Here is a 22,771-nt window from a genome sequence, read left to right on the forward strand (position 1 = left end):
CCACGCCGCCGACGCATCATCCGGGCGCGGGGTCGCTTTTTTCTGCGCCCGCACACAGGGGCCCGCGCCCCGTCTCACAGCTCCTTGTCGGGCCAGTCCAGCAGGCGTGCCCCGATCACCGCCGTCTGGAGCATGTAGCGCTGGCCGGGGTCCGCCGGGTCCGCGCCGGTCAGCTGGTGGATGCGTTCCAGGCGGTACGTCAGTGCGCGCACGCTCAGTGAGAGCCGGCGGGCGGCCTCCGCGGCCACGCAGCCGCAGTCGAAGTAGGTCGAAAGTGTGTCCAGCAGGGGGCGCGGGCCGCCTCGCGCCTTGGTGAGCGGGCCCAGCGCGTCGAGGACCAGGTCGGCCATCGCCTGCCGGTCACGGGTGAGCACCGGGTAGACCAGCAGGTCGGCGGCGCGCAGCAGCGGGCCCTCCAGGGTGAGCCGCTCGGCCAGTTCGAGGGTGTTCAGGGCCTCCTCGTACGACTGGACGATCCCGCCCGCGCCCGGCTGCGGCCGGCCGATCGCCACCCGGGCGCCCTCCGCCGCCGCGTACGACTGCTTGGCGAAGTGGGTGAGAACGTCGTCCTGGTCGCCGGGCGCGACGCACAGCATCCGGCCGGCCTTCGTGGTGAGCAGGATGTTGCGGTCACCGAAACGGCTGATCATCGCGCGCTCCACCTGACGCGGCACCGGCGCGCTCTCGTCGTAGAGCGTCGGGCCCTGGACGACGGCCACGGCGTGCGTGTGGGACAGCCGCAGACCGAAGCGCTCGGCGCGTTCGGCGAGCCGGCCCAGGTCGCTGCGGCCGTAGAGCAGATCGTCGATGAACTCCCGTCGCGCCGCCTCCTCCTGCCGTACGGCGAGCCGCTGGGCGCGTTCGTAGCCCTCGGTGAAGGCGTCGACGACCTGCTGCACCGCGGCGAGCGTGCAGTCGGCGGCGCCGGGAGCCTCCGGCCAGGCGGTACGGGTCGCGGCGAGATGGGCGTTGACCAGGGCGCGCAGTCCGTGTCCGGCCTCGGCCGCGTGTTCGCCCAGGGCGCGGCGGGCCTCCAACTCGGCCCGGGTCAGGCGCCGTCCGGTGACGGCGATCTCCGCCAGGAGCTGCGTGTACCCCGTCAGATACTGCTCAGGTATTCCGCGCTCCGGCAACGCCGCCCCCTGTTTTCTTGACGCCCTGGTGACGCTTTCTTAGCGCGTCACCGGCATCAAGACCCTAATGAACACTGCCGGGTTCCGGCAATGCGCGGGCGCGCACCCCGCGTGCACCATGGCGCCAGGGGAGCACCACGGATGGTTCGGGTGCCGGACACCGGCAGGTTTCCGGCACCAGAACCGCGATCCGCGCATCCCCGTCGACAGTCGGGCGAGTAGGAGAACGGGGGGCCGGGATCATGGGGGCGTTCATCGCTGCCGCGACCGGTTTTCCCGCCGTCGTCTTCACCGCGGCGCTCGCCGTGGTCGTCCTCTACTGGCTGCTGGTCGCCCTCGGCGCGGCCGACGCGCACGGTCACGGTCATGCCCATGTGCAGGTCCACGCCCGTGGGCACGCGCACGTCAACGCCCGTGGGCACGGCTACGGCCGGTGGCTCGGCGGGGTCCCGGTGACCCTCGCCTTCTCGCTGTTCGTCGCCGTCGGCTGGCTGATCAGCTTCTGCGCGAGCGTGCTGCTCGTCCCTTCGGGCCCGGCCGGCGTCCTGGTCGGGGTGGTCGTGCTGATCGGCACGGGGTATGTCACCTGGCAGGCGACCAAGCTGCTCGTACGGCCGCTGCACCGCCTGTTTCCCGACGAACACGGGCCGTCCCGGCTGGACTTCGTCGGCCTGACCTGCACCATTCGCACCGGGCGGGTGGACGCCGGGTTCGGACAGGCCGAGGTCAGGGCGGCGGACGGCTCGGCCGCGACGGTCCAGGTCCGGCAGACGGGCAACGACGCCCTCGCCAGCGGCAGCACCGGACTGCTCTACGCCTATGACGAACCCGGCGAGTTCTTCTGGGTCGCGCCCTACGACAGCGCGCTGGACCCGAGGACCGGACCCGGCGGCAACCCGGGGTAGACCGCCAACACTTGTTGGCCTACGGCCGTTGCCCACGCGTGTTGGCGGACGACCGCCGGCCGCCCGCCGCGCCCGGTGGCCTACGCGCGGTGGCCTACGCCCGTTGGTCCACGCTTGTTGGCCCACGACCGTTGGCCCGCGACTGCCTCGGCTGTCGGAGCCCGCACTTGTTGGCCAACACCCGTTGGCCGACGCCCTGTCGGTCAACGCCTGTTGGCCAACGCGCCGTAGGTCAACACCCGTTGGCCCACATCTGTTGGCCCGCGCCACGCCCGTTCACCACCCTTCTCATCCCATGAGGACCCATGTCATGAACGCCATCACCGTGGGCATCGGTGTGTTCGTCGCCGTTGTCCTGCTCATCGCGCTCGCCCTGCTCCTGCTGGTCGGGCGGCTGTTCCGGAAGGTGGAGCAGGGGCGGGCGCTGATCGTCTCCAAGACGAAGAAGGTCGACGTCACCTTCACCGGGGCGGTCGTCCTGCCGGTGCTGCACAAGGCCGAGTTCATGGACATCTCGGTGAAGACGATCGAGATCCGCCGCACCGGGCGCGAGGGTCTGATCTGCCAGGACAACATCCGGGCCGACATCCACATCAGCTTCTTCGTGCGGGTCAACAAGACCGTCGAGGACGTCATCAAGGTCGCGCAGGCCATCGGCACCCAGACCGCGAGCGACCCGGTGGCGATCCAGGACTTCTTCGCCGCGAAGTTCTCCGAGGCGCTGAAGACCGTGGGCAAGCAGCTGGACTTCGTCGATCTCTACACCAAGCGCGAGGAGTTCCGGGACCGGATCATCCAGGTCATCGGCACCGACCTCAACGGCTACCACCTCGACGACGCGGCCATCGACTTCCTCGAGCAGACACCGATGACTCAGCTCGACAACCAGAACATCCTGGACGCGCAGGGCATCCGCAAGATCACCGAGCTGACGACCATCGAGCACGTCCGCACCAACGAGTTCCAGCGCACCGAGCAGAAGGAGATCACCCGGCAGAACGTCGACGCCCGGGAGACCATCCTGGAGCTGGAGCGCCGGCAGGCCGAGGCGGAGATCAAGCAGCGCCGTGAGGTGGAGGTCCTGCGGGCGCGCGAGGAGTCCGCCACCGCGAAGGTGCAGGAGGAGGAACGGCTCGGCGCGCAGACCGCGTTCCTCAGGACCGAGGAGCAACTCGGCGTCCAGCGCGAGAACCAGGCCCGCGAGATCGCCGTGGCGCAGAAGAACCGCGAGCGGGTCATCGCCGTCGAGAACGAGCGCATCGAGAAGGACCGGCTCCTCGAAGTCATCGCCCGCGAACGGGAGACCTCGCTGTCCGGGATCGCCCGGGACAAGGAGGTCGAGGTCGAGCGGCGCGAGGTCGCGGACGTGGTCCGGGAACGGATCGCCGTGGACCGCACGGTGGCCGAGCAGGAGGAGGCCATCAAGAAGCTGCGGGTGGTCGAGGAGGCGGAGCGCACCCGGCAGGCGGTCATCATCGCCGCGGAGGCCGAGGCGCAGGAGAAGCTGGTCAAGGACATCAAGGCGGCCGAGGCCGCGGAGGCCGCCGCCAAGCACCGCGCCGGTGAGCAACTCACCCTCGCCGACGCCCGGTTGAAGTCCGCCGACCTCGACGCCCGCGCCAAGCTCCGGCTCGCCGAGGGCATCCAGGCGGAGGCCGCCGCGGCCGGACTCGCCGAGGTCCAGGTCCGCGACAAGGAGGCCGAGGTCACCGTGAAGGCGGGCCGCGCCGAGGCCGAGGCCACGGGAGCGCGGCTGCGGGCGGAGGCGGAAGGCACCGAGGCCCGGCTGCGTGCGGAGGCCGAGGGCACCCGGGCCATGGCGCTCGCGGAGGCCGAGGGTGCGCAGGCGAAGGTGCTCGCGCAGGCCGAAGGGGTACGGGCGAACGCGCTCGCGGAGGCCACCGGCATCGGCGAGAAGCTCAAGGCCGAGGCGGAGGGCCTCACCGAGAAGGCCGCCGCGATGGCCGCCCTCGACGACGCCTCGCGCGGCCACGAGGAGTACCGGCTGCGGTTGCAGGCCGAGAAGGAGATCCGGCTCGCGGGTCTCGATGTGCAGCGGCAGGTTGCCGAGGCGCAGGCCACGGTCCTCGCGACCGGGCTGGAGAACGCCGACATCGACATCGTCGGGGGCGACACGGTCTTCTTCGACCGGCTGATGTCGTCGATCTCGCTCGGCCGCAGCGTCGACGGCTTCGTCCAGAACTCCGAGACGGCACAGGCTCTGGCGCGTCCGTGGCTGGACGGTACGTCGAACATCGCCGCCGACCTCGGGCGCGTGCTCGGCTCGGTCTCCACGGCCGACGTGCAGAACCTCACCGTGTCCGCGCTGCTGATGAAGCTGATGCGGACGGACACGGCGAACGCCGGTCAGCTACGGCAACTACTGGACAGGGCTGGTGAGTTGGGCCTCGCGGACACCCCGCTGACCGCGCTCAACGGCCACCCGGCGAAGGCCTGACACCCGGCTGAGGCCCGACGCCCGGCTGAGGCCCGACGCCCGGCGAGGGCTCGACGCCTGGCCGAGGCCGAGGCCCGGCCCCACAGACGGTCCGGAACTGCCGCACAGGGGACGGCAGTTCCGGACCCACCCACCCCCCGATCACCCCGAGATCCTGAGAGGGACCCATGACCACCGGCCTGGACACCGGCACCTACGAGGTCCTGCGCGACCGCCTCGCCGTACAGGCCGCCGAACTCGCCCGCCGCGCGGAGGCACTCAACGCCCGCCGCACCGAGGAGTTCGGCTCGACCCGGCTGGAACTCACCGGCACCGGACGCCTCACCACCGGGCACCCGGCCGCACCGAGCGATATCGTCGCCGTAGGAGACGCGCTGCTCTTCGGCCACCAGACCTCCCGCGGCGTCACCGGAGAGACAGCGGTGGCCGACGTCCTCGCCCTGTACGACCGCCAGGACCTGCGCAGGCTGCCCGAGAATGCCGTACCCGGACTCCTCGACGACCCGGAGTTCGTACGGGAGTTCGCCGCCCTGCACCGCTACTACCGGCAGGCGCGGCTCGTCCAACTCCGGCGGGTCGACGGCAAGTTGCTGGCCGTCTTCCGCACGGGCGAGAAGGCCGACGACATCCGGGTGCTGCGCTGGGCGCTCACGGACGACGGCCGGGCGGCGACCTTCCTGGACGCGCACGGCGAACGCGACCACGTCTTCCCGCCGCCGTACGACTTCGACTGGACGGCGACGGGCCGCGAGGACCTCGTCCCCGGCCGGCACCCGCATGTGCGGATCCAGGACGGGCTGTACGTCGACACGCTGGGCGGCACCCTCACCGTGAAGGTGGAGGACAACACCGAGACGGGGGAGGGGATTTACGCCGAACCGGTGGACGAGCCGCTGCAGTCGCCGGCCGACGCGGAGATCGCGCATGCGCGGGTGGGGGCGCTGGTGCTGCTGCGAGTGCTCCCCTACAAGGAGGAGGCCCACCGCTACCTGGTCTTCAACACGCTGACCAAGGGCGTCCTACGACTCGACGGGATCGGGCGGTCGTGTCAGCGGCTGCCGGAGGAGCAGGGGATCGTGTTCCCGGGCGGGTACTGCCTGGCCACGGGGGAGTGCAAGACCTTCGAAACGGCCACCGACGGGCTGGAGTCGGAGCGGATCGTGCGCTCGCCCAACGGGGAGGACGTGCTGTTCGGGTACCGGGCGCGGGGGTCGGGGCGGAGCCTGCTGCTGCCGTACAACATGATCCGCAAGGAGGTCGCGGCGCCGCTGTCCGGGCAGGGGTGGGGGCTCTTCGACGACGGCACGCTGATGGTGCTCGGCGCGGGGGAGGGGGAGGCGGCCCGGGTTCATCCGGTGCGGATCTGGCGTACCCCGTTCGTCTCCGACACGCATGCCGCCGCCCAACTGACCGGCTCCGGGCCGCTGTTCCGGGTCGGGAACGCCGATCTCGTGCGCGGGATCTCTGACTGTCTGTCGCTGACGGGTGCGGTCGTCGGGATGGAGCCGACGGCGGAGGTGTACGAGGCGCTGGTCGCCGCGTGTGTCCGGGCGGCCGACACGCATCACTGGCTGGGAGACGCCGAACTCGGGGATCTGCGCGGTCCGTTGGAGGAGGTGCGGGGTACGGCGGAGCAGGTCCTGACCGAGTTCGAGACGGTCCGGACTCTGACCGGGCGGGCCGCCGACGCTCTCGCCGACGCGACGGACCGTCTCGCCTCCCTCGTCCGGCGGTTGCGGGGTGAGGCGCCCCGGGACGCGGCGGGCTGGGTCGCCGGGCTCACCGAACTCCGGCGGGCGCAGGGGCACTTGCTGACGTTGAAGGAGATGCGGTACGCGGACACCGCGCGGATCGAGGAGGCGGCGGCCGAAGTCGAGGCGGATCTGAGGGTGTTCGGGCAGCGGGCGATGTCGTTCCTGGCGCGCGAGGACGCGTTCGCCGGGCACCACGAGCTGATCGACGCCCTGGTCGCGGAGGCCGGGGCGCTGGGCAAGGTCGCCGAGGCGGCCCCGGTCGCGGCCCGCCTGGACGAACTGACCGAAGGGCTGCGGACGGTGACCGAGGTGGCCGCCGGACTCGACATCGGTGACACCACGGTCCGTACGTCGATCCTGGAGCGGATCGCCGAGGTGCTGGGCGGCGTCAACCGGGCCCGCGCCACGTTGGACGCCCGGCGGACGGAACTCCGGGACCGGGAGGGCCGGGCGGAGTTCGCGGCCGAGTTCGCGCTGCTGGCCCAGTCGGTGACGGGAGCCCTCGCGGACGCGGCGACCCCGGAGGCCTGCGACACCCAACTCGCCCTGCTGCTGGTGCGGTTGGAGAACCTGGAGGCCCTCTTCGCGGACTTCGACGACTTCCTCGCCGAACTGGCCGGCAAACGCACCGAGATCCACGAGACCCTCTCGGCCCGCAAGCAGACCCTGGTCGACGAACGCGCAGGCAGGGCCGAGCAGTTGGCGAGGGCGGCGATCCAAGTGCTGGAGGCCGTGGGGCGGCGGGCGGTCGCGCTCGCCGACGCCGACGCGGTGAACACCTACTTCGCCTCCGACCCGATGGTGACGAGGATCCGCCGTACCGCCGACCGACTCCGCGAACTCGGCGACCCGACAAGGGCGGAGGAGCTGACGGGCCGGCTCACGGCCGCCCACGCGGAGGCGGTTCGCGCCCTGCGCGACCGCGCCGACCTCTCCACGGACGGCGGCCGGACCCTCCGACTCGGCCGCCACCGCTTCGCCGTGCACACCGAGCCCCTCGACCTCACCCTGGTCCCCTCCGGCGACGGCCTGGCCTTCGCCCTCACCGGCACGGACTACCGATCCCCGGTCAGGGACCCGGAGTTCGCGGCCACCCGCCCGTACTGGGACCGCCCGCTGCCCTCCGAGTCACCACGGGTCTACCGCGCCGAACACCTCGCCGCCCGCCTCCTCGACGAACACGGCGCGCAGGCCCTCGCTCAGGAACCCGACCTCGCGGCCCTGGTCCGCCGGGCCGCGCAGGAGTCGTACGACGAAGGCTACGAACGCGGTGTGCACGACCACGACGCGACCGCGATCCTCACGGCCCTGCTCCGCCGGTACGAGGACGCGGGCCTGCTGCGCCACGAACCGGCCGCCCGCGCAAGCGCGTTGCTCTTCTGGACGCACGGCACGAACCCGCGGGCGCGCGAGAACTGGACCCGGCGCGCGAGGTCCCTGGCCCGGGCCCGCGACCTGTTCGGACCCACCCCCGCCGACGCCGAACTCCGCGCGGAACTCGCGAAGGAACTGGACGGCGAGCCCGCCTCGGCCTACCTCCTCGACGAACTCACCACCGCCCCCGAGGGCTTCGTGATCAGCGCGGGCGCCCGCACCCTGCTGGACAAGTTCCGCCGGGCGGTGGGCAGTTCGGCCTACGACGACGATCTGACCGCTCTCGACGACGACCTGCCCGCGCGCCGCCAGCTGGTGGAGGCCTGGCTGACGGCGTACACGACGGCGTCCGGGACGCGGGTCGAACCGGGGGACCTGGCGGAGGCGGTGGCGGCCGAACTCTGCCCCGGCACACCGCGCTACGAGTCGGACGCGCGGCTGACCGAGACGGTAGGCGGACTGCTGGGCAGCCATCCCCGGGTCGTGGGTGGTGAGTTGTGTGTGAGAGTCGATGAACTCCTCGCCCGCACCCATGAGTTCCGCACCCGGGACGTCCCCGGTCACCGCGCGTACCAGCGCCGTCGTACCGCCCTCGTGGCGGCGGAGCGCGCCCGGCTGCGGCTCGACGAGTACCGGCCGCGCGTCCTGTCGTCCTTCGTCCGGGGTCGGCTCGTCGACGAGGTCTACCTCCCGCTGATCGGCGACAACCTGGCCCGGCAGCTCGGCACGGCGGGGGATGGCGCACCCGTCGGCACCGGCGGGCTGCTCCTGCTGATCTCCCCGCCGGGCTACGGCAAGACAACCCTTATGGAGTACGTCGCCGACCGGCTCGGGCTGGTCCTGGTCAAGGTCAGCGGCCCGGCCCTCGGGCATGGTGTCACCTCTCTCGACCCGGCGGAGGCGCCGAACGCGACCGCCCGCCAGGAGGTGGAGAAGGTCAACTTCGCGCTCGCGGCGGGCAGCAACGTGCTGCTCCACCTGGACGACATCCAGCACACGTCACCCGAACTCCTGCAGAAATTCATCACGTTGTGTGACGCGACCCGGCGGATGGAGGGCGTGTGGGAGGGCGTGCCGCGCACCTACGACCTGCGGGGCAAGCGGTTCGCCGTCTGTATGACCGGCAACCCGTACACCGAGTCGGGCAGCCGGTTCCGGGTGCCCGACATGCTGGCCAACCGTGCCGACGTCTGGAACCTCGGCGACGTACTGACCGGCAAGGAGGCGCTGTTCGCCCTGAGTTTCATCGAGAACGCGCTGACCTCGAACCCGGTACTGGCCCCGCTCACCGGCCGCGACCGCGACGACCTGGACCTGCTGATCCGGCTGGCCCGGAGCGACGCGACGGCCCGCGCGGACCGCCTCTCCTACGCCTGCGACCCCGCCGAACTGGCCCGGATCGTCGCCGTGTTGAGGCAGCTGCTCGCCGCCCGGGACACCGTCCTCGCGGTCAACGCCGCGTACATGGCGTCGGCGGCGACCACGGAAGCGGCCCGCACCGAACCGCCGTTCCGGCTCCAGGGGTCGTACCGCACCATGAACCGGATCGCCCGGCGCATCGAGCCGGTGACGAACTCCCGTGAGTTGTCCGCCGTGTTGGACGACCACTACACGGCCGAGGCACAGACCCTGGGGACGGAGGCGGAGGCGAACCTGCTGAAGCTGGCGGAGCTGCGGGGCACGCTTGCCGATGAACAGGCCGTGCGCTGGGGCGAGTTGAAGGCGGCGTACGCGCGAAAGAGTTAGAGCTGCAGAAGCCGTTGGGTGATCTCGCGGTACTGGCGGAGCGCGTGGCGGAGTTCGTCGGACTGGGACGTGAGGTCCGCGGGTTCCGCGGCATCGGTGGGGGCCGCGATGTCCTGTTCGGCCCACGCGGCGCGCAGGAGTTCCCGCCGGGCCGCGAGGGCGCTCACCAGCTGGGCGGTGGCCTCGTCGTAGGCGCTCTCCGCCTCCGCCAGGGCATCGCGCGGGGTGTCGGCGAAGGTGTTGAGGGCGTGCCGCAGCCGCTGGAGGACCTGCTCACGCTCGGCCGGCGGGAGCAGTGGCTCCGGGCCCGGCGTGCGGCGTTCGGTGGGGGTCCGGTTCTGCCCGGCGGGCTGCTGGGCGCGTGTCTGGTCGTACATCAGGATGCCGCTTCCGTTCCGCCTGAAGGCGTTCGTGCCTCGTCGGTCTTCTCGACGGCCTGTTCCAGGCTCCCGGAGACCCGGTCGGTCGTACCCTTCAACGACTGCGCAGTGCTGCCAGTCAACGTCCGGCGCGGGTCGGTGTCAACGCGGGGCCGGGCGGGGTGTTCGGGGCCGCCCGTGGTTCGGTCGGCGTTCAGCCGGCCTGGTGGGGCACCCACTCGCTGTCGTCCAGGGAGTAGCCGTACTGCGGGCGTCCGCTCATGCCGCTGGTGCGGAACGGCTTCCCCTGGTCGTCGATGCGCAGCACGCCGTTGCGGGTGCCGCTGGACCACGCCAGCTCCAGATACCAGCGCACATCGTGGGAGGCCGCGGCGGCCGTGATGTACAGGACCTCGGGCTCGCTCTCGCTCACCTTGTACGGCAGACCCGTCTGCCCGGACTTCGGCGTGGCCACCGGGCGGACCGAGTCCAGCCCGATGCCGAAGGAGTGCGTGGGCACCCCGCCGCCGCAGCCGACGCCGATGTACCCCATCTCGTACACGTTCCAGGCCGGTGGCGCACCGCTGTCGACGACCCGGACGTTCAGCGACTGCAGCACGACGGTGTCCTGGCCGGTGCCCTGCACGGTGAGTTCGAGGTACTGGCTGCCTGCGGAGACGGCACCCAGCGCGCTCACCCAGCTCGGCGCGTCCTGCTCGGTCGGCGGCGGCGGCACCTTGGCCGCGGCCCGGTCGACCAGATAGGTCTGGCCGCACGGACTCTCCCAGGCATACGGCCGGGTCGTCACCGTCAGCGGAACGGCCGCCGCCACATCCGCGGCCCCGCCGGACTTCGCGCTCGGGGAGGCGGACTCCTCGCTCTTCGCCGTAGCGGACCCGGAAGGACTCGCGGAGCCGGAGGGCGAGGCCGACGCGGACGGCGACGAGGTCGACTTCGCGGACGTGGACGAGGACGGAGTGCCGCGCCCGGTGGACGTCACGGATCCGGCCTCCTGCTTCCGGTCACCGCCGCCGTCGCCGGACACCAGCCGGGGGACGAGCGCGGTGGCCGCGAGCACGACGGCCACCGCGGCGGCGGCGAAGAGGGCGGTACGGCGGCGGTTGCGCGGGGCGGTCGCCGGTACGGCGGGTTCGGGTGCGGGGGAGGGGGTGGTACCGGGCGTGGGCTCCGGTGCGGCGGAGGGGAGGTCTGCTTCGGGGGTGGCGGCGGTGGCCGCCTCTGTGACCCCAGTGATCGCTTCCGTGGCCGTGGCCGCGGCCGTCGCGGCGGACTTCCGCTCGCGCTGGCGGGCCCCGTCGGCCAGGATCCAGCGGCGGTGGGCCTCGACGAGTTCGTCGGGGGTCGCCTTGCAGAGGCGGGCGAACCGCTCCACGGGGGCGTACTCGGTGGGTACGGCGTCGCCGTTGCAGTAGCGGTGCAGCGTCGACGTGCTCATGTGCAGCCGCTTCGCGAGCACGCCGTAGCTCAGCCCCGAACGGTCCTTGAGCTCCCGTATCAGCGCCGCGAAATCGGCCGTCTCGTCCACCACTGCCACCCAGCCTCCATTCCAGTCCAGCGTTCCAGGGAAGCCCTGTTCCCCCAGGTAAGAGCCGGTGCGAACGTTCCAGGTTCCCGTAAGTCCCGGCTGCCGTGGCGGGTGGGACGGAAGGCGGCACAAGCTGCGGTCATCAAAGCACGCCGCCCGCCGACCGGTTGGACGGCGGGCGACTTCCCGCCTCTCCGAAAGGGAGCACAGTCATGTCCGCGTTCACCGCCCGTCCCCGTACCCGCCTCTTCGCCGCCGCCACCGTCGCGCTCGCCGCGCTCTCGCTCACCGCCTGCAACGACAAGCTGGGAGTACAGGACGCCGGCGCGGTCTCCCCGAACTCCTCCCCGGTGACGACCCCGGCACCGGCCGGGACGCAGACCGGCCGGAGCGGCGGTAGCACGTCGGGCGGCTCCTCGACGGGGGGCTCCTCCACGAGCGGTTCCTCTACCAGCGGCGGCACGGGGTCCGGTGGCAGCAAGACGAGCGGCGGCTCGGGCTCGGCGTCCGGTTCGGGTTCGGGCTCGAACAGCTCTGTCACCTGCAGCGGCGCCAACACCAAGGTGACCGCGCAGCCGGTCAGCCGCCCCATCAACCACATGCTGCTCACCGTCACCAACACCGGCTCCAAGGCCTGCGACCTCTACTACTACCCGGCGGCCAACTTCGACGACGCCCAGTCCGTACCGCCGGTGATCAAGGACTCCGAGCCGCAGGCCGTGACCACGCTCGCCCCCGGCCAGTCGGGCTACGCCGGCGTCGCCCTCTCCGGGGGCGACAACGGCAGCGGCACCAACGGCCGCACCGCCAAGTCCCTCTCCGTCTACTTCTTCGACCGCAACAACAACAGCATCAGCCCGGCGGCCACCCCTGCCCTCCCCAGCAAGGGCGTCTACATCGACGACTCGCTGCGGGTGACGTACTGGCTGACCAGCGCGCAGGATGCGCTGACTTACTGAGGGCGGGGGCGTAGGGCAGTGGCGGGCCGGTACTGAATTTGCATCCAGTGCCGGCCCTCCGGATACACGGCATGGCCCTAAGCGCTGACATGGGCACACGGCCGGGTTTCGTCGACGGCCAAGCGATGACCTGCTAATTGGCTGTCGGGGTGGCGGGATTTGAACCCACGACCTCTTCGTCCCGAAGCAACTTGGGTGGGGGTGATGCCTTGGGCTGCGGCACCTCTTACCTGCGCTGATGGTCCGTAGACGTTCGCGCCCGTCCGCCGTTGTTCGTGGGCGTTGTCACGCAATTGGACACTCACTCACCCACACTCGCTTAGCTAGACAGGGTCGCCGCTATGTCCGAAGGCCATAGCTGCGCGGCAGGCGTCGAGGTGCTCAGGGCAACCGAAGTACTGCTTGGGCCGTTTGAACAGCCCTGCTGGCGGCAGTAAGTTCGGCATCACTGCCGTATAGGAGCTGCTGGGTACGGATCCACTGGCCGTTGATGAGTTCGCGAAACACCCCATCTTGCCTGACGGCTACCCCTCGAAGGAAACCCGTTCGGCCGGGGGCCCGTGACCTGGGCGTTCACCGGTCGCGCTGGCCCCTGACCTGTCACTGGCTGTCGCCGTCGGTCACTGCCGAGCGCCCTCGTACGGCCCAGGGACGGCCCAGAAGACTGCCCACCCGTCGCCGACGTGACGTAGGTCGCGCCCGCCCCCGGCTGTCACTCAAGCGGCTGGGAAGCGACCTGGAGCTGATTCCGGTGTTCCCCGTGGCCCCCTGGCGTGCCTCTCGAACAGGCACGCCAGGGGCACCGTGTCGCCTGGCCGTCGGATGTTGCCCCGGTAGTGATCGGACCGCCGCATGCTTCCGACAGGCCACACGATCGCCGCGAGCAGGTTCGTTACGTGTTCGGTGGCGTGGGCATCTGCGTGAAGGTGCACGGCACCGTGAGCGGCAGCGTTGAGGTGCACGCCCCCTGCCACACCTCTCCTGTTGACGTCAGCTCGGTGACCAGGAGGCGATCATCGAATACCGCCAGCGTGGCGTCGAATACGTTGGTCGGGCCTCCCACCAGCTGCCAGAAGACGTTGCTTCCGTTAGCAACAGGGGTCGGCGGATTCGGACCAGCCTCATTGACGGACAGGACCCGCACCTGCCCGCTGCAAACCACCGAGACGTACTTGGTCATCCCTTGAACTGCTGAGTCGATGTCGTTGCAGCCCGTTGGCGGCGGGGGCGGGGTCGGGGTCGGCTTCGGCTTCGGCGGCCTCGGCCCCCTGCACTTGTCCAGCCCCGCCATGCCAGGTTTGTCGCACCTACCGTCGGCGGCGGACGCGTGGCCAGTCATGCTGTGTGCGATGGCCGCAGCGGGGGTGACCAGTCCGATCGCCACCAGCAGCGCGGTTGTGGCGAGCCCGCCAATCTTCCTGCGCTTGCCTCGCAGTAGGGGCCCGGACGGCGTAGGTGTCCTGTGGTCAGGACTCATGTGTGCTCCTTGTTTCAAGCGTCTCGGATGTCTCCTACATCCGATGCGAGCTTGAACTGCACACACTGGATCACTTGGCACGTTCGGGGGTAACACGCCCATATATCAACGAGTCGGACTAGTGACCTACGGGCTCAGTGTTCACGCGCGGCGTACCGGGTCTTCTCGCCTTGGGCCACCATCTTCCCCGGAGCACCCCACGCACGCCACTCGCGGCCGGCACCCGCGAACGGCGCCCCCGCCATCCTGGAGCCTGAGCGCCCCCGCCGGAGGCATGTCCCTGACCTGCGGGTGACTTCCACGCTTCTGCCCGCAGCACATAGCGCGCCGCAGAGGCGGCGCGCCCCCGCGCTGTGCGCGGGCCTTGAACCAGTAGAGAAGGTTGTTATTCAGTCGGCGCTTGGGGCGGCTGTGATGCTGCGGGACTGTGCTGCGGCTCGTCGAAGAGCGTCGGCTACCTGGTCGGCGGCGTCGGCGGACAAGAGGATCTCTTGGGTCCACAGAATCGAGAGCCTGATGTCACCGTTGAGCAGGTTGGTGGCGACGTCGACTTCCGTGCCGTTGCCGTTGCCGGTGACGTCGTGCACGTTGAGGTCCCGATCGCTGCTGTAGGCGCTCATGATGTCCGGCTCGGCTCCTGGGGGCCATCGGCCGTAATGCTCCACAACGGGGCTACGTACCGCTCCGGGTGGCTGTTGAGGAGTAGTTGGCGCATGTCATCGCGCTGTGAGCCGTCGAGGTTCAAGACCTCTGTGAGGTGGCGGAACGTCGTGTGGGTGACTCCGCGGCTTCGTGCTTCGGCCTCGAACTGGGCGAGCTGTGGCAGTACTGAGCCGGCGTCGAGCTTCGCCGGCTGTCGCTCCTTGAGCCAAAGAGCCTTGTTGCGCTCGTAGTCGATTTCCGAGAAGCCGCAGATCTCGCGGCTCAGGGCTTCTGCCTCGTCCAGGGTGGTTGTCGCCATGATGGCGCGGGCCAACTCGTTGCGGCTCAGGGCCTCGTCCAGGTCGACTTCGTGGACGGTCGGGCTCTCGTCGGTGAGGGGGATGGGAAGTCCCGCGTCCCGGACCTCGCACGTGCCCCGTACACCTCGGGCTGTTGCAGCGAGCATCCCGGTCGCTTCGGAGGGGTGCCACTCCAGGACCGAGCCGATCGGTTTCACGTCCTTCGCCGTGAACGTGTGGACCACTGGGCCGAGCAAGCCGCGCAAATCCTCGTGTGACAGCTCGCCGTCCAGGCCGGGGCCTGCGACCAACAGCCGTACCGGCGCGTTTACTTGGGCGCATGCTGCCAGCGTCAAGGAGTCGGCGAGAGGGCTCTTCAGCGTCGGCTCGCCGCCTCGGGCCAGCACGTCGCGCCCGACAACTCGCGGGCCTGGGCGGCTGTACCCACCCCGTACGCCTCGACGGTCACCGCACCGAATACGACGTCGACACGGCGACCGGCGAGATCGGCAACCTCCTCCGCCGGCTGGACTCGGCCACCCTCCCGGCCGGTCATCTCCTGGTCCGCTGCAACAACCGCCGAGCAACCCGCTGCCCGGCCTGCGCCGAGACCTACCGTCGTGACACCTTCCACCTGATCACGGCCGGACTTCGCGGCGGCAAGGGCACAACTGCCCGGGTAGCCACGCACCCCCGCGTCTTCGCGACCTTCACCGCCCCGGGCTTCGGCCCGGTCCACAACCGCCGCGCCGATGGCCGCCCTTGCCGCTGCGGCGTCTCCCACGACCAGGACGACACCGAACTCGGCACCCCGCTCAACCCCGACACCTACGACTACGAAGCTGCCGTCCTCTGGAACGCGCACGCCGGTGCCCTTTGGCGGCGCTTCTCGATCTACCTCCGCCGTGAGGTCGCCAAGCTCGTCGGCCTCACCCAACGCACGTTCCGCAATCACGCCCGGATTTCCTTCGCCAAGGTCGCCGAGTACCAGAAGCGCGGCGCCGTCCACTTCCATGCGGTCATCCGCCTCGACGGCCCGGAAGGCGGCGACACTCCGCCTCCGGCCTGGGCCACGGCCGAACTGCTGGCGGACGCCATCCGTTCCGCCGCCTCCGCCGCCCGCGTAGAGGGCCCAGTGATCGAGGCCCGCCCGCACACCTTCGCGTTCGGCTCTCAGCTCGACGTCCGTCCGATCCGTTCCGCCGACTTCGACGGTGGCCAGGAACTCACCGATCGGGCCGTAGCCGCGTACATCGCGAAGTACGCCACCAAGGGCGCCGAAACGGCAACGGGCGCCCTGGACCGACCGATTCGGTTCCTCGCCGAACTGGCCCACGCCCGTACCAGCGACCACGCCCGCCACCTGATCCGAACCGCCTGGACCCTCGGCGCCCGCAAGGACCTCGAACACCTCCGCCTGCGCGCCTGGGCCCACATGCTCGGCTTCCGCGGCCACTTCTCCACCAAGTCCCGCCGCTACTCCACCACCCTCGGCGCACTGCGCACCGCCCGAGCCGACTGGCGTCGCGCCCAAGCCGCAACGCTCAACGGGCGAGAGAACGACACGACATACGTCCTCGCCCACTGGGTCTTCGCCGGAACTGGCCTCTCCTCCACCGAAGCCTGGCTCGCCGCATCCCTCGAACCCGCCCCCGGCACGGAAGGAGAACCAACACATGCGTGACGACAGCTGTTGACCGTGGTCGACGTCATGGCTCGCCTCAAGGTTGGGCGGTCCACGGTCTACGACCTGATCCGCACCCGGTGCCTACGATCCGTCGCCATCGGTCGGTGCCGACGTATCCCCGCTTCCGCTCTCCGCGACTTCATCTCCGGGCAGTCGGAGCGTGCTGCCTGATGACCAAGCGTCGTAGTCGCGGTGACGGCGGTCTCCACTGGGACGAGAAGAGACAGCGTTGGATCGCCACGGCGAACCTCGGCTTTGACCCGAGCGGGAAACGGATCGTCAAGCGGGGGAGTGGCAAGACCAAGACGGAGGCCAAGAACAAGCTCAAAGAGGTGCTGCGGGACCATGAGGACGGCCTCGCCATTGCGCCCACCAACTACACGGTCAAGGACGCGGTCACGGACTGGCTCGCCTACGGCCTGGCCGGCCTCGACCCCAGCACCGTCGAAACGACCACGCTCCTGAGCGAGAAGCACGCCATCCCCTCCCTCGGCGCCCGCAAGCTCCGCGACCTCAGCGCGGAGGACGTAGACCGTTGGCTGGCCGCCAAGGCGAAGACACTCAGCACCCGCACACTCCAGGGCCTCCACTCCTGCCTGAACCGCGCGGTCAAGCGGGCCATGGCGCGGGACAAGGTGAAGCGCAACGTCGTCGAGCTGTGCTCGGTGCCGCAGGGACAGGCGGGGCGCCCGTCAAAGGCACTCACCTTCGTCCAGGCCGAGGCGGTGTTGAAAGGGGCCGCTGGAACCTCCATGCACGCGTACATCGTCGTCGCCTTGCTGACCGGGGCCCGGACCGCGGAACTGCGGGCGCTCACCTGGGACCACGTCTTTCTGAAGGGGCGGCCGGACTTCGACCCGCCGCAGCCTCCGCACATCGCCGTCTGGCGGTCGGTCCGGCGGAGTGGGGACACCAAGACGCGGAAGTCCCGACGCACGCTCGCCCTGCCGGCGCGCTGCGTGGAAGCGCTGTGGCAGCAGTTCGAGGAGCAGGGGTGGGACCGGCTCGCCGCTGACGAGGAGTGGGAGGAACACGGGCTCGTCTTCTCCTCGGCCGTGGGCAAGCCGCTCGACGCAGCCAACGTCCGCCGCGCCTTCCGCCAGGCGCTCAAGGATGTCGACGGGGTGGACGCTGCCGAGTGGACACCCCGCGAGCTCCGGCGCAGCTTCGTGTCGCTGCTCTCCGACCGGGGCGTCCCTTTGGAGGAGATCTCCCGGCTAGTGGCGCACTCGGGTACCGCCGTGACCGAAGAGGTCTACCGGAAGCAGATCCGGCCCGTGATCCAGACCGGCGCCGTCGTCATGGACGGCATCTTCGGAGCCGATCCGCGGAAGCCGTAGACGCTAAGGCACTCAGGAAGCGATAGTCACGCAGTTAGACACGCAGCAACGCCAGAGGGCCCTCACCGATTCGGTAAGGGCCCTCTGAACTGCTATTTGGCTGTCGGGGTGGCGGGATTTGAACCCACGACCTCTTCGTCCCGAACGAAGCGCGCTGCCAAGCTGCGCTACACCCCGATGTCGCCGCTCATCTTGCCGGTGTTGCTGCCCATCGCGGCGACGTCGTTTACTTTAGCCCACCGGTGGCTGGAGACGAAATCCGGTTTTGGCGCGGTGGCGGATCGGGTTGGGGCGGGCGTGGTCGAGGGCCACGAGGAGGACGGAGAGGGCGTAGAAGGCGAGGCCGAGGAGGAGGGCGTTGCCGAGGACGCTCTTGTAGCCGTGGTGCTCGACGTCCAGGAACGTGTAGAGGTAGCGGCCCGGTGTGCCGGGGAGGATCAGTTCGCCCCGGGCCAGATACACCGCCAGGTACGTCAGTGGGTACAGCAGCCACGTCGTCGCCATCCGCAGGTGCAGTCGGCCGGGTGCGGTCAGCAGCAGCCAGTCGAGTACCGCCGCGATCGGTGTCACCGTGTGCAGGACCTGGTTCGTCACCGCCTGCCACCCCGTGAGAGCCCCGCCCGTCATCGCGAACGGGCTCGGCGCGTGCGCCAGGATCAGGTGGTAGACCAGGCCGGTGATCGTGAGGTAGAGGAGTGCCGCGCCCGTCACCAGGGGGGAGAGGGGGCGGCGGGCCGTCCATGCCCGGCGGGCGGTGGCGATCATCACCAGGGCCAGCAGGATGTTGCTCTGGATCGTGAAGTAGGTCAGGACCCTGATCGGGCTGCCGAGGTAGAGGTCGGCGGTCACCGCCGCTGCCGCCGCCAGCGCGACCAGCAGTCGGTACACGGCCGTCGCCGGGCGGCGGAACGGAGCCACCACCGCGGTGGCGGGAACGGGTGAGGCGAGCAGCGCGGGCATGCCGGGTACCGCGGGGAGGTCCGGGATGTCCCTGGGTATCGGAGCGGTCATGCCCTCACGCTAGGCAGAGGGGACGAACCGGGCGATACGGGTGGGCCGCACGAGCTACGAGGCCCGCGAGTCCCCACGCGCATCGCCTGCCTACTCCCGCCCCACCAACGTCATCAACGTAGCCTCCGGCGGACAGGCGAACCGTACCGGCGCGTACCGGCTCGTCCCGCACCCTGCCGACACATGCAGGTACGACGTCCGGCCGTCGGCCGTATGCGTGGAGAGGCCCTTCACGCGGTCCGTGTCGAGGTCGCAGTTGGTCACCAGGGCGCCGTAGAACGGGATGCAGAGCTGGCCGCCGTGGGTGTGGCCGCCGAGGACCAGGGGGTAGCCGTCGGCGGCGAACGCGTCCAGGGCCCGGAGGTACGGCGCGTGCACGACGGCCATCGAGAAGTCGGCGTCGTCCGACGGGCCGCCCGCCACGCGCGCGTACCGGTCGCGCTTGATGTGCGGGTCGTCGAGGCCGGTCAGTTCCACCGACGCGCCCTCGATCTTCAGCGTGCCGCGCGTGTTCGTGAGGTTGAGCCAGCCCGCCGCGTCGAAGCCGTCCCGCAGGTCCTCCCACGGGTTGTGGACGGCTCCCACGATGGGCGGGTTGCCGTTCAGACCGTGGCGGCCCGCGGTCTTTTCGAACAAGTACCGGGCGGGGTTGCGGAGGGTGGGGCCGTAGTAGTCGTTCGAGCCGAAGACGTACGCGCCCGGGAACTCCATCAGCGGGCCGAGCGCGTCCAGGACCTCGGGGACGCCCTCGGGGTCGGAGAGGTTGTCGCCGGTGTTGATCACGAAGTCGGGGCGCAGGCCCGCGAGCGAGCGCAGCCAGCGCTGCTTCTTGCGCTGGCCGCCGACCATGTGGATGTCGGAGACCTGGAGGACTCTGAGCGGGCGCATTCCGGCGGGCAGCACCGGGACCGTCACCCGGCGCAGGCGGAAGGAACGGACCTCGAAGCCCGCCGCGTAGACCAGACCGGCGGCGCCGGCCGCCGCAATTCCCAGGGGTACTCCGTATCGCGCGCGCATGCCTCCATCGTGTCAGACCCCACTGACACGCCTGACACCCAGTCGGCCGGGGCCCGGTAAATCGGCGGGCGGAGCCGGTCGCGCACCTGCGAGAATCAGACCCATGACCACCACGCTCAAGTCGAAGCTGCAGGAAGACCTCAACACCGCGATCAAGGCGCACGACAAGCTGCGTTCCTCCACGCTCCGGCTGACGCTCGCCGCGATCACCAAGGAGGAGGTCGCGGGCAAGGAGAAGCGCGAGCTCTCCGACGACGAGGTCCTCAAGGTGATCACCAAGGAGGCGAAGAAGCGCCGTGAGGCCGCGGACGCCTTCGCGCAGGGTGGTCGCCCGGAGCAGGCCGCGCAGGAGAAGGCGGAGGGCGAGGTCCTCGCCGAGTACCTGCCCAAGCAGCTCGGCGACGAGGAGCTGACCGCGATCGTCTCTCAGGCCGTCGAGGAGGCGAAGGCGGCCGGTGCCGAGGGGCCGCGCGCCATGGGTGCCGTGATGAAGATCGTGAACCCGAAGGTGGCAGGACTGGCCGAGGGCGGTCGCGTCGCCGCAGTGGTGAAGAAGCTGCTCGCCGGCTGACCCACGAACATGTTTCTACGACGACGGGGGCGCCCCTTCCACAAGGGGCGCCCCCGTCGTCGTAGACGAAGAGCCTGAACGGCGGACGGCCGCAGGGGAGTTACCCCCTGTTGCCGCCGTTCCCGTTGCCGTTGGTGCCGCCGTTCGTCGTGCCCTGGATGAAGCCGTCCGGGAAGGAGAACGTCGGGGTGGGGGTGGTGCCTCCGTCGGTGGTGCCGCCGTTGCCGGTCCCGGCGTTGTCGCCGTTCTTGCCGCCGTCGTTGTTCCCCTTGTCCTTGACGGGGTCGGGGATGTTGACGAGGGTGAACGACTCGGCCTGCTTGCCCTCCAGGGCGCCGGTCATGGCGTCCTTCCAGATCGGGCCGGGAGTGTCGGCGCCGTAGACCTGGTCGTGGTAGACACCGCCGATCCGGATGTTGGTCATCTCGACGTTCTGCTTGGCGCTGCCGACCCAGACCGCGCCCGCGAGCTGGGGCGTGTAGCCGACGAACCAGGCGTTCTTGCGGGAGTCCGTCGTACCCGTCTTGCCGGCGCTCTCGCGGTCGGTGAGGCCGGCCTCCTGGCCGGTGCCGGAGTCGACCACGCCGCGCAGCACGGTGTTGATGGTGTCGGCGGTCTTCTTGCTCATCGCGCGCGTGCAGGTGGACTTGGGGACGGCGAGCGACTTCTGCTCGTTGCCCACCTTCTGGGTGATGGACTCGATGGCGATGGGCGTGCAGTACGTGCCCTCGTTGGCGAAGGTCGCGTACGCGGAGGCCATCGTCAGCGGCGAGAGGCCCTTGGAGCCGAGCGCGATGGCCGGGACCTCGGGGATCTTGTCGCCGTTGCCCTGCACGACGCCGAGCTTGTTGGTCATGCTCACCACGGGGCACAGACCGACGTCGGAGATCATCTGCACGAAGTAGGTGTTGACCGACTTGGCCATCGCCTCCTTCAGCGCGTACGGACCCTTCTCCGACTTGCTCTCGTTCTCCACCGTCGCGCCGTCCGTGTTGACCCAGTTCTTGCCGCTGCAGGTCGAGACGGGGCTCGGGTAGTCCATCGAGTACGGCGCCGGGTACTGCTGGGTGGCCGGCAGGCCCTGCTCCAGTGCGGCGGCGGCGACGAAGGGCTTGAACGTCGAACCGGTCGGGAAGCCGAAGTTCGAGCCGCCCATGTCGGCGTTGACCGAGTAGTTGTACTCCGTCTCGTTCTTGCCGTAGCCGTACGGCTTCGACTGGCCCATCCCGAGGATCTTGCCGGTGCCGGGCTCGACCAGGGTCGCCGCCGCGGCGACCGAGTCCGACTTGTAGATGTGGTCCTTGAGGGAGGCCTGGACCGAGTTCTGCGCCTGCGGGTCCAGGGTCGTACGGATCGTCAGGCCGCCCTGGTTCCAGATCTTCGCCCGGGCCTCCTTGGTCTTGCCGAAGACCGGGTCGCTCAGGAAGACCTTCTCGACGTACTTGCAGAAGAAGCTGGCGCCCTTGACGGCGGTGATGCAGCCGTTCTTCGCCTGGCTGACCTTGAGACCGAGGTCGGTCTTCTCGGCGGCCAGGGCCTCCGCCTTGGAGATGTCGCCGACCTCGGCCATGCGGGCCAGCACGGTGTTGCGGCGCTTCTTGGCCTCGGCCTCGTCGTTGATCGGGTCGTAGCGCGTGGGCGACTGCACGATGCCCGCGAGGAGTGCCGACTGCGGAAGTGTCAGGTCCTTGGCGTGCTTGGAGAAGTAGCGCTCGGACGCGGCCTCGACGCCGTAGGCCTGCTCTCCGAAGAAGGTGATGTTCAGGTAGTTCTCGAGGATCTTCTTCTTGCCGAGCTTCTCCTCGATCTGGATCGCGTACTTCAGCTCGCGGACCTTGCGGCCCAGCGTCTGCTGGGTGGCCTCGGCGACCTTCGTCGGGTCGTCGCCGGCCTCCTCCACGAAGTAGTTCTTCACCAGCTGCTGCGTGAGCGTGGAGGCGCCCTGGGAGACGCCACCGCTCTGCGCGTTCTTGTTCAGGGCGCGCAGGACGCCCTTGAGGTCGATCGCGCCGTGCTGGTAGAAGCGCGAGTCCTCGATCGCGACGATCGACTTCTGCATGTACGGCGAGATGTCCTTGAGCTCCACCACCGTGCGGTCACGGGAGTAGACCGAGGCGAGCTGGTTCCCCTTGCTGTCCAGGATCGTGGTGCGCTGGCTCAGCTGAGGGCTCTTCAGGTTGTCCGGGATGTCGTCGAACCCCTGGACCGAGCCCTTGGCCGCGAGCCCCAGCGCTCCGGCCGCGGGCAACGCGATTCCGGCCATGACGGCACCGGCGAGCACACTGACACCGAGGAACTTGGTGGCCTGCTGCAGAGGGGACAGACCACCACCCGAGCGCTTTTTTGGCATGGGGGCAGCCTAATCCCTCACCTGGGGCGTCCCGAGGGAGCGGGTGAGTCTCGGGATGTTCGGGTGCGGGATCGTGACATGCATGGGCGGGCGCCTTGTCGTAGGCAGTGGCATCAACGGCTCTACGACCGCGCCGTGAACGG

16 protein-coding genes, 1 tRNA gene and 1 pseudogene are annotated in these 22,771 nt (G+C 70.0%); 8 read left to right on the plus strand and 10 right to left on the minus strand.

Annotated features, from left to right (window positions below; genetic code table 11):
* Positions 1-74: 74 nt before the first annotated feature.
* Positions 75-1,133 carry a PucR family transcriptional regulator gene (locus tag OH768_RS28725; protein ID WP_406458324.1) on the minus strand — a complete coding sequence of 353 codons (1,059 nt, stop codon included), beginning with the start codon at positions 1,131-1,133 and terminating at the stop codon, positions 75-77.
* Positions 1,134-1,375: 242 nt separating this feature from the next.
* Between OH768_RS28725 and OH768_RS28730 the strand changes: the two genes are divergently transcribed.
* The 3 genes from OH768_RS28730 (at position 1,376) to OH768_RS28740 (ending at position 9,370) form a co-directional block, all read left to right on the plus strand.
* Positions 1,376-2,038, plus strand: coding sequence for a hypothetical protein (locus OH768_RS28730; protein WP_406458326.1), 663 nt, complete (start codon positions 1,376-1,378; stop codon positions 2,036-2,038).
* A 310-nt stretch (positions 2,039-2,348) separates the two neighbouring features.
* On the plus strand, positions 2,349-4,496 hold the full coding sequence (locus tag OH768_RS28735; protein WP_406458328.1) for a flotillin family protein: 2,148 nt from the start codon (positions 2,349-2,351) through the stop codon (positions 4,494-4,496).
* A 167-nt stretch (positions 4,497-4,663) separates the two neighbouring features.
* On the plus strand, positions 4,664-9,370 hold the full coding sequence (locus OH768_RS28740; RefSeq protein ID WP_406458330.1) for a DNA repair ATPase: 4,707 nt from the start codon (positions 4,664-4,666) through the stop codon (positions 9,368-9,370).
* Here the strand turns inward: OH768_RS28740 and OH768_RS28745 are convergent.
* Together OH768_RS28745 and OH768_RS28750 are read right to left on the minus strand one after the other, a co-directional pair.
* On the minus strand, positions 9,367-9,747 hold the full coding sequence (locus tag OH768_RS28745; protein WP_406458332.1) for a hypothetical protein: 381 nt from the start codon (positions 9,745-9,747) through the stop codon (positions 9,367-9,369). The genes OH768_RS28740 and OH768_RS28745 overlap by 4 nt on opposite strands.
* Before the next feature lie 196 nt (positions 9,748-9,943).
* Positions 9,944-11,284 (minus strand): helix-turn-helix domain-containing protein, encoded by a 1,341-nt coding sequence (locus OH768_RS28750; protein ID WP_406458334.1) that lies wholly within the window; start codon positions 11,282-11,284, stop codon positions 9,944-9,946.
* A 203-nt stretch (positions 11,285-11,487) separates the two neighbouring features.
* On the opposite strand from OH768_RS28750, the gene OH768_RS28755 reads away from it, so the two are divergent.
* A complete protein-coding gene (locus OH768_RS28755; RefSeq protein WP_406458336.1) occupies positions 11,488-12,234 on the plus strand; it encodes a DUF4232 domain-containing protein in 747 nt (248 codons plus the stop codon).
* 892 nt (positions 12,235-13,126) lie between these two features.
* Here OH768_RS28755 and OH768_RS28760 read toward each other — a convergent pair.
* The 3 genes and pseudogenes from OH768_RS28760 to OH768_RS28770 all read right to left on the minus strand — a co-directional run.
* A complete protein-coding gene (locus OH768_RS28760) occupies positions 13,127-13,414 on the minus strand; it encodes a hypothetical protein (RefSeq protein WP_406458338.1) in 288 nt (95 codons plus the stop codon).
* A gap of 686 nt (positions 13,415-14,100) precedes the next feature.
* On the minus strand, positions 14,101-14,331 hold the full coding sequence (locus tag OH768_RS28765; protein ID WP_406458340.1) for a hypothetical protein: 231 nt from the start codon (positions 14,329-14,331) through the stop codon (positions 14,101-14,103).
* Positions 14,328-15,071: pseudogene (locus tag OH768_RS28770) on the minus strand (DUF1152 domain-containing protein); the annotation flags it as partial. The pseudogene OH768_RS28770 and the gene OH768_RS28765, both read right to left, overlap by 4 nt.
* Here OH768_RS28770 and OH768_RS28775 point away from each other — a divergent pair.
* From OH768_RS28775 to xerC, 3 genes are read left to right on the plus strand one after another with little or no spacing between them, the layout of a single operon-like run.
* The gene (locus tag OH768_RS28775; RefSeq protein WP_406458342.1) at positions 14,993-16,336 is read left to right on the plus strand and encodes a replication initiator; all 1,344 of its coding nucleotides are present in this window, start codon (positions 14,993-14,995) and stop codon (positions 16,334-16,336) included. The pseudogene OH768_RS28770 and the gene OH768_RS28775 overlap by 79 nt on opposite strands.
* Before the next feature lie 27 nt (positions 16,337-16,363).
* Entirely contained in the window at positions 16,364-16,510 is a 147-nt protein-coding gene (locus OH768_RS28780) for a helix-turn-helix domain-containing protein (RefSeq protein WP_406458344.1), read from the plus strand.
* Positions 16,510-17,679: a tyrosine recombinase XerC gene (gene xerC, locus OH768_RS28785; protein ID WP_406458346.1), complete on the plus strand. Its 1,170-nt coding sequence runs from the start codon at positions 16,510-16,512 to the stop codon at positions 17,677-17,679. Before OH768_RS28780 ends, xerC begins: the two co-directional genes overlap by 1 nt.
* Positions 17,680-17,782: 103 nt before the next feature.
* Here the strand turns inward: xerC and OH768_RS28790 are convergent.
* The 3 genes from OH768_RS28790 to OH768_RS28800 form a co-directional block, all read right to left on the minus strand.
* Positions 17,783-17,856: transfer RNA gene (locus OH768_RS28790), tRNA-Pro, on the minus strand.
* A gap of 54 nt (positions 17,857-17,910) precedes the next feature.
* Positions 17,911-18,690, minus strand: coding sequence for a Pr6Pr family membrane protein (locus OH768_RS28795; RefSeq protein ID WP_406458348.1), 780 nt, complete (start codon positions 18,688-18,690; stop codon positions 17,911-17,913).
* A gap of 90 nt (positions 18,691-18,780) precedes the next feature.
* Positions 18,781-19,707, minus strand: coding sequence for a metallophosphoesterase (locus OH768_RS28800; protein ID WP_406458350.1), 927 nt, complete (start codon positions 19,705-19,707; stop codon positions 18,781-18,783).
* Between the two features lie 103 nt (positions 19,708-19,810).
* On the opposite strand from OH768_RS28800, the gene OH768_RS28805 reads away from it, so the two are divergent.
* Complete coding sequence (locus tag OH768_RS28805; RefSeq protein ID WP_019070304.1) at positions 19,811-20,278, plus strand: GatB/YqeY domain-containing protein; 468 nt, start codon at positions 19,811-19,813, stop codon at positions 20,276-20,278.
* A gap of 100 nt (positions 20,279-20,378) precedes the next feature.
* On the opposite strand, the gene OH768_RS28810 is transcribed toward OH768_RS28805, so the two are convergent.
* Positions 20,379-22,628: a transglycosylase domain-containing protein gene (locus tag OH768_RS28810; RefSeq protein ID WP_406458352.1), complete on the minus strand. Its 2,250-nt coding sequence runs from the start codon at positions 22,626-22,628 to the stop codon at positions 20,379-20,381.
* Between the last annotated feature and the right edge of the window lie 143 nt (positions 22,629-22,771).

This window comes from Streptomyces sp. NBC_01622 (assembly GCF_045209635.1).
In the GTDB taxonomy this organism is placed as follows: Bacteria; Actinomycetota; Actinomycetes; order Streptomycetales; family Streptomycetaceae; genus Streptomyces.

What these genes read in the sequence shown, in the direction of transcription:
- OH768_RS28730 (WP_406458326.1), top strand. Translation starts at nt 1,376, where the DNA reads ATGGGGGCGTTCATCGCTGCCGCGACCGGTTTTCCCGCCGTCGTCTTC.
- OH768_RS28735 (WP_406458328.1), top strand. Translation starts at nt 2,349, where the DNA reads ATGAACGCCATCACCGTGGGCATCGGTGTGTTCGTCGCCGTTGTCCTG.
- OH768_RS28740 (WP_406458330.1), top strand. Translation starts at nt 4,664, where the DNA reads ATGACCACCGGCCTGGACACCGGCACCTACGAGGTCCTGCGCGACCGC.
- OH768_RS28745 (WP_406458332.1), bottom strand. Translation starts at nt 9,747, where the DNA reads ATGTACGACCAGACACGCGCCCAGCAGCCCGCCGGGCAGAACCGGACC.
- OH768_RS28755 (WP_406458336.1), top strand. Translation starts at nt 11,488, where the DNA reads ATGTCCGCGTTCACCGCCCGTCCCCGTACCCGCCTCTTCGCCGCCGCC.
- OH768_RS28760 (WP_406458338.1), bottom strand. Translation starts at nt 13,414, where the DNA reads ATGACCAAGTACGTCTCGGTGGTTTGCAGCGGGCAGGTGCGGGTCCTG.
- OH768_RS28765 (WP_406458340.1), bottom strand. Translation starts at nt 14,331, where the DNA reads ATGAGCGCCTACAGCAGCGATCGGGACCTCAACGTGCACGACGTCACC.
- OH768_RS28775 (WP_406458342.1), top strand. Translation starts at nt 14,993, where the DNA reads ATGCTGCCAGCGTCAAGGAGTCGGCGAGAGGGCTCTTCAGCGTCGGCT.
- OH768_RS28780 (WP_406458344.1), top strand. Translation starts at nt 16,364, where the DNA reads ATGGCTCGCCTCAAGGTTGGGCGGTCCACGGTCTACGACCTGATCCGC.
- xerC (WP_406458346.1), top strand. Translation starts at nt 16,510, where the DNA reads ATGACCAAGCGTCGTAGTCGCGGTGACGGCGGTCTCCACTGGGACGAG.
- OH768_RS28795 (WP_406458348.1), bottom strand. Translation starts at nt 18,690, where the DNA reads ATGACCGCTCCGATACCCAGGGACATCCCGGACCTCCCCGCGGTACCC.
- OH768_RS28800 (WP_406458350.1), bottom strand. Translation starts at nt 19,707, where the DNA reads ATGCGCGCGCGATACGGAGTACCCCTGGGAATTGCGGCGGCCGGCGCC.
- OH768_RS28805 (WP_019070304.1), top strand. Translation starts at nt 19,811, where the DNA reads ATGACCACCACGCTCAAGTCGAAGCTGCAGGAAGACCTCAACACCGCG.
- OH768_RS28810 (WP_406458352.1), bottom strand. Translation starts at nt 22,628, where the DNA reads ATGCCAAAAAAGCGCTCGGGTGGTGGTCTGTCCCCTCTGCAGCAGGCC.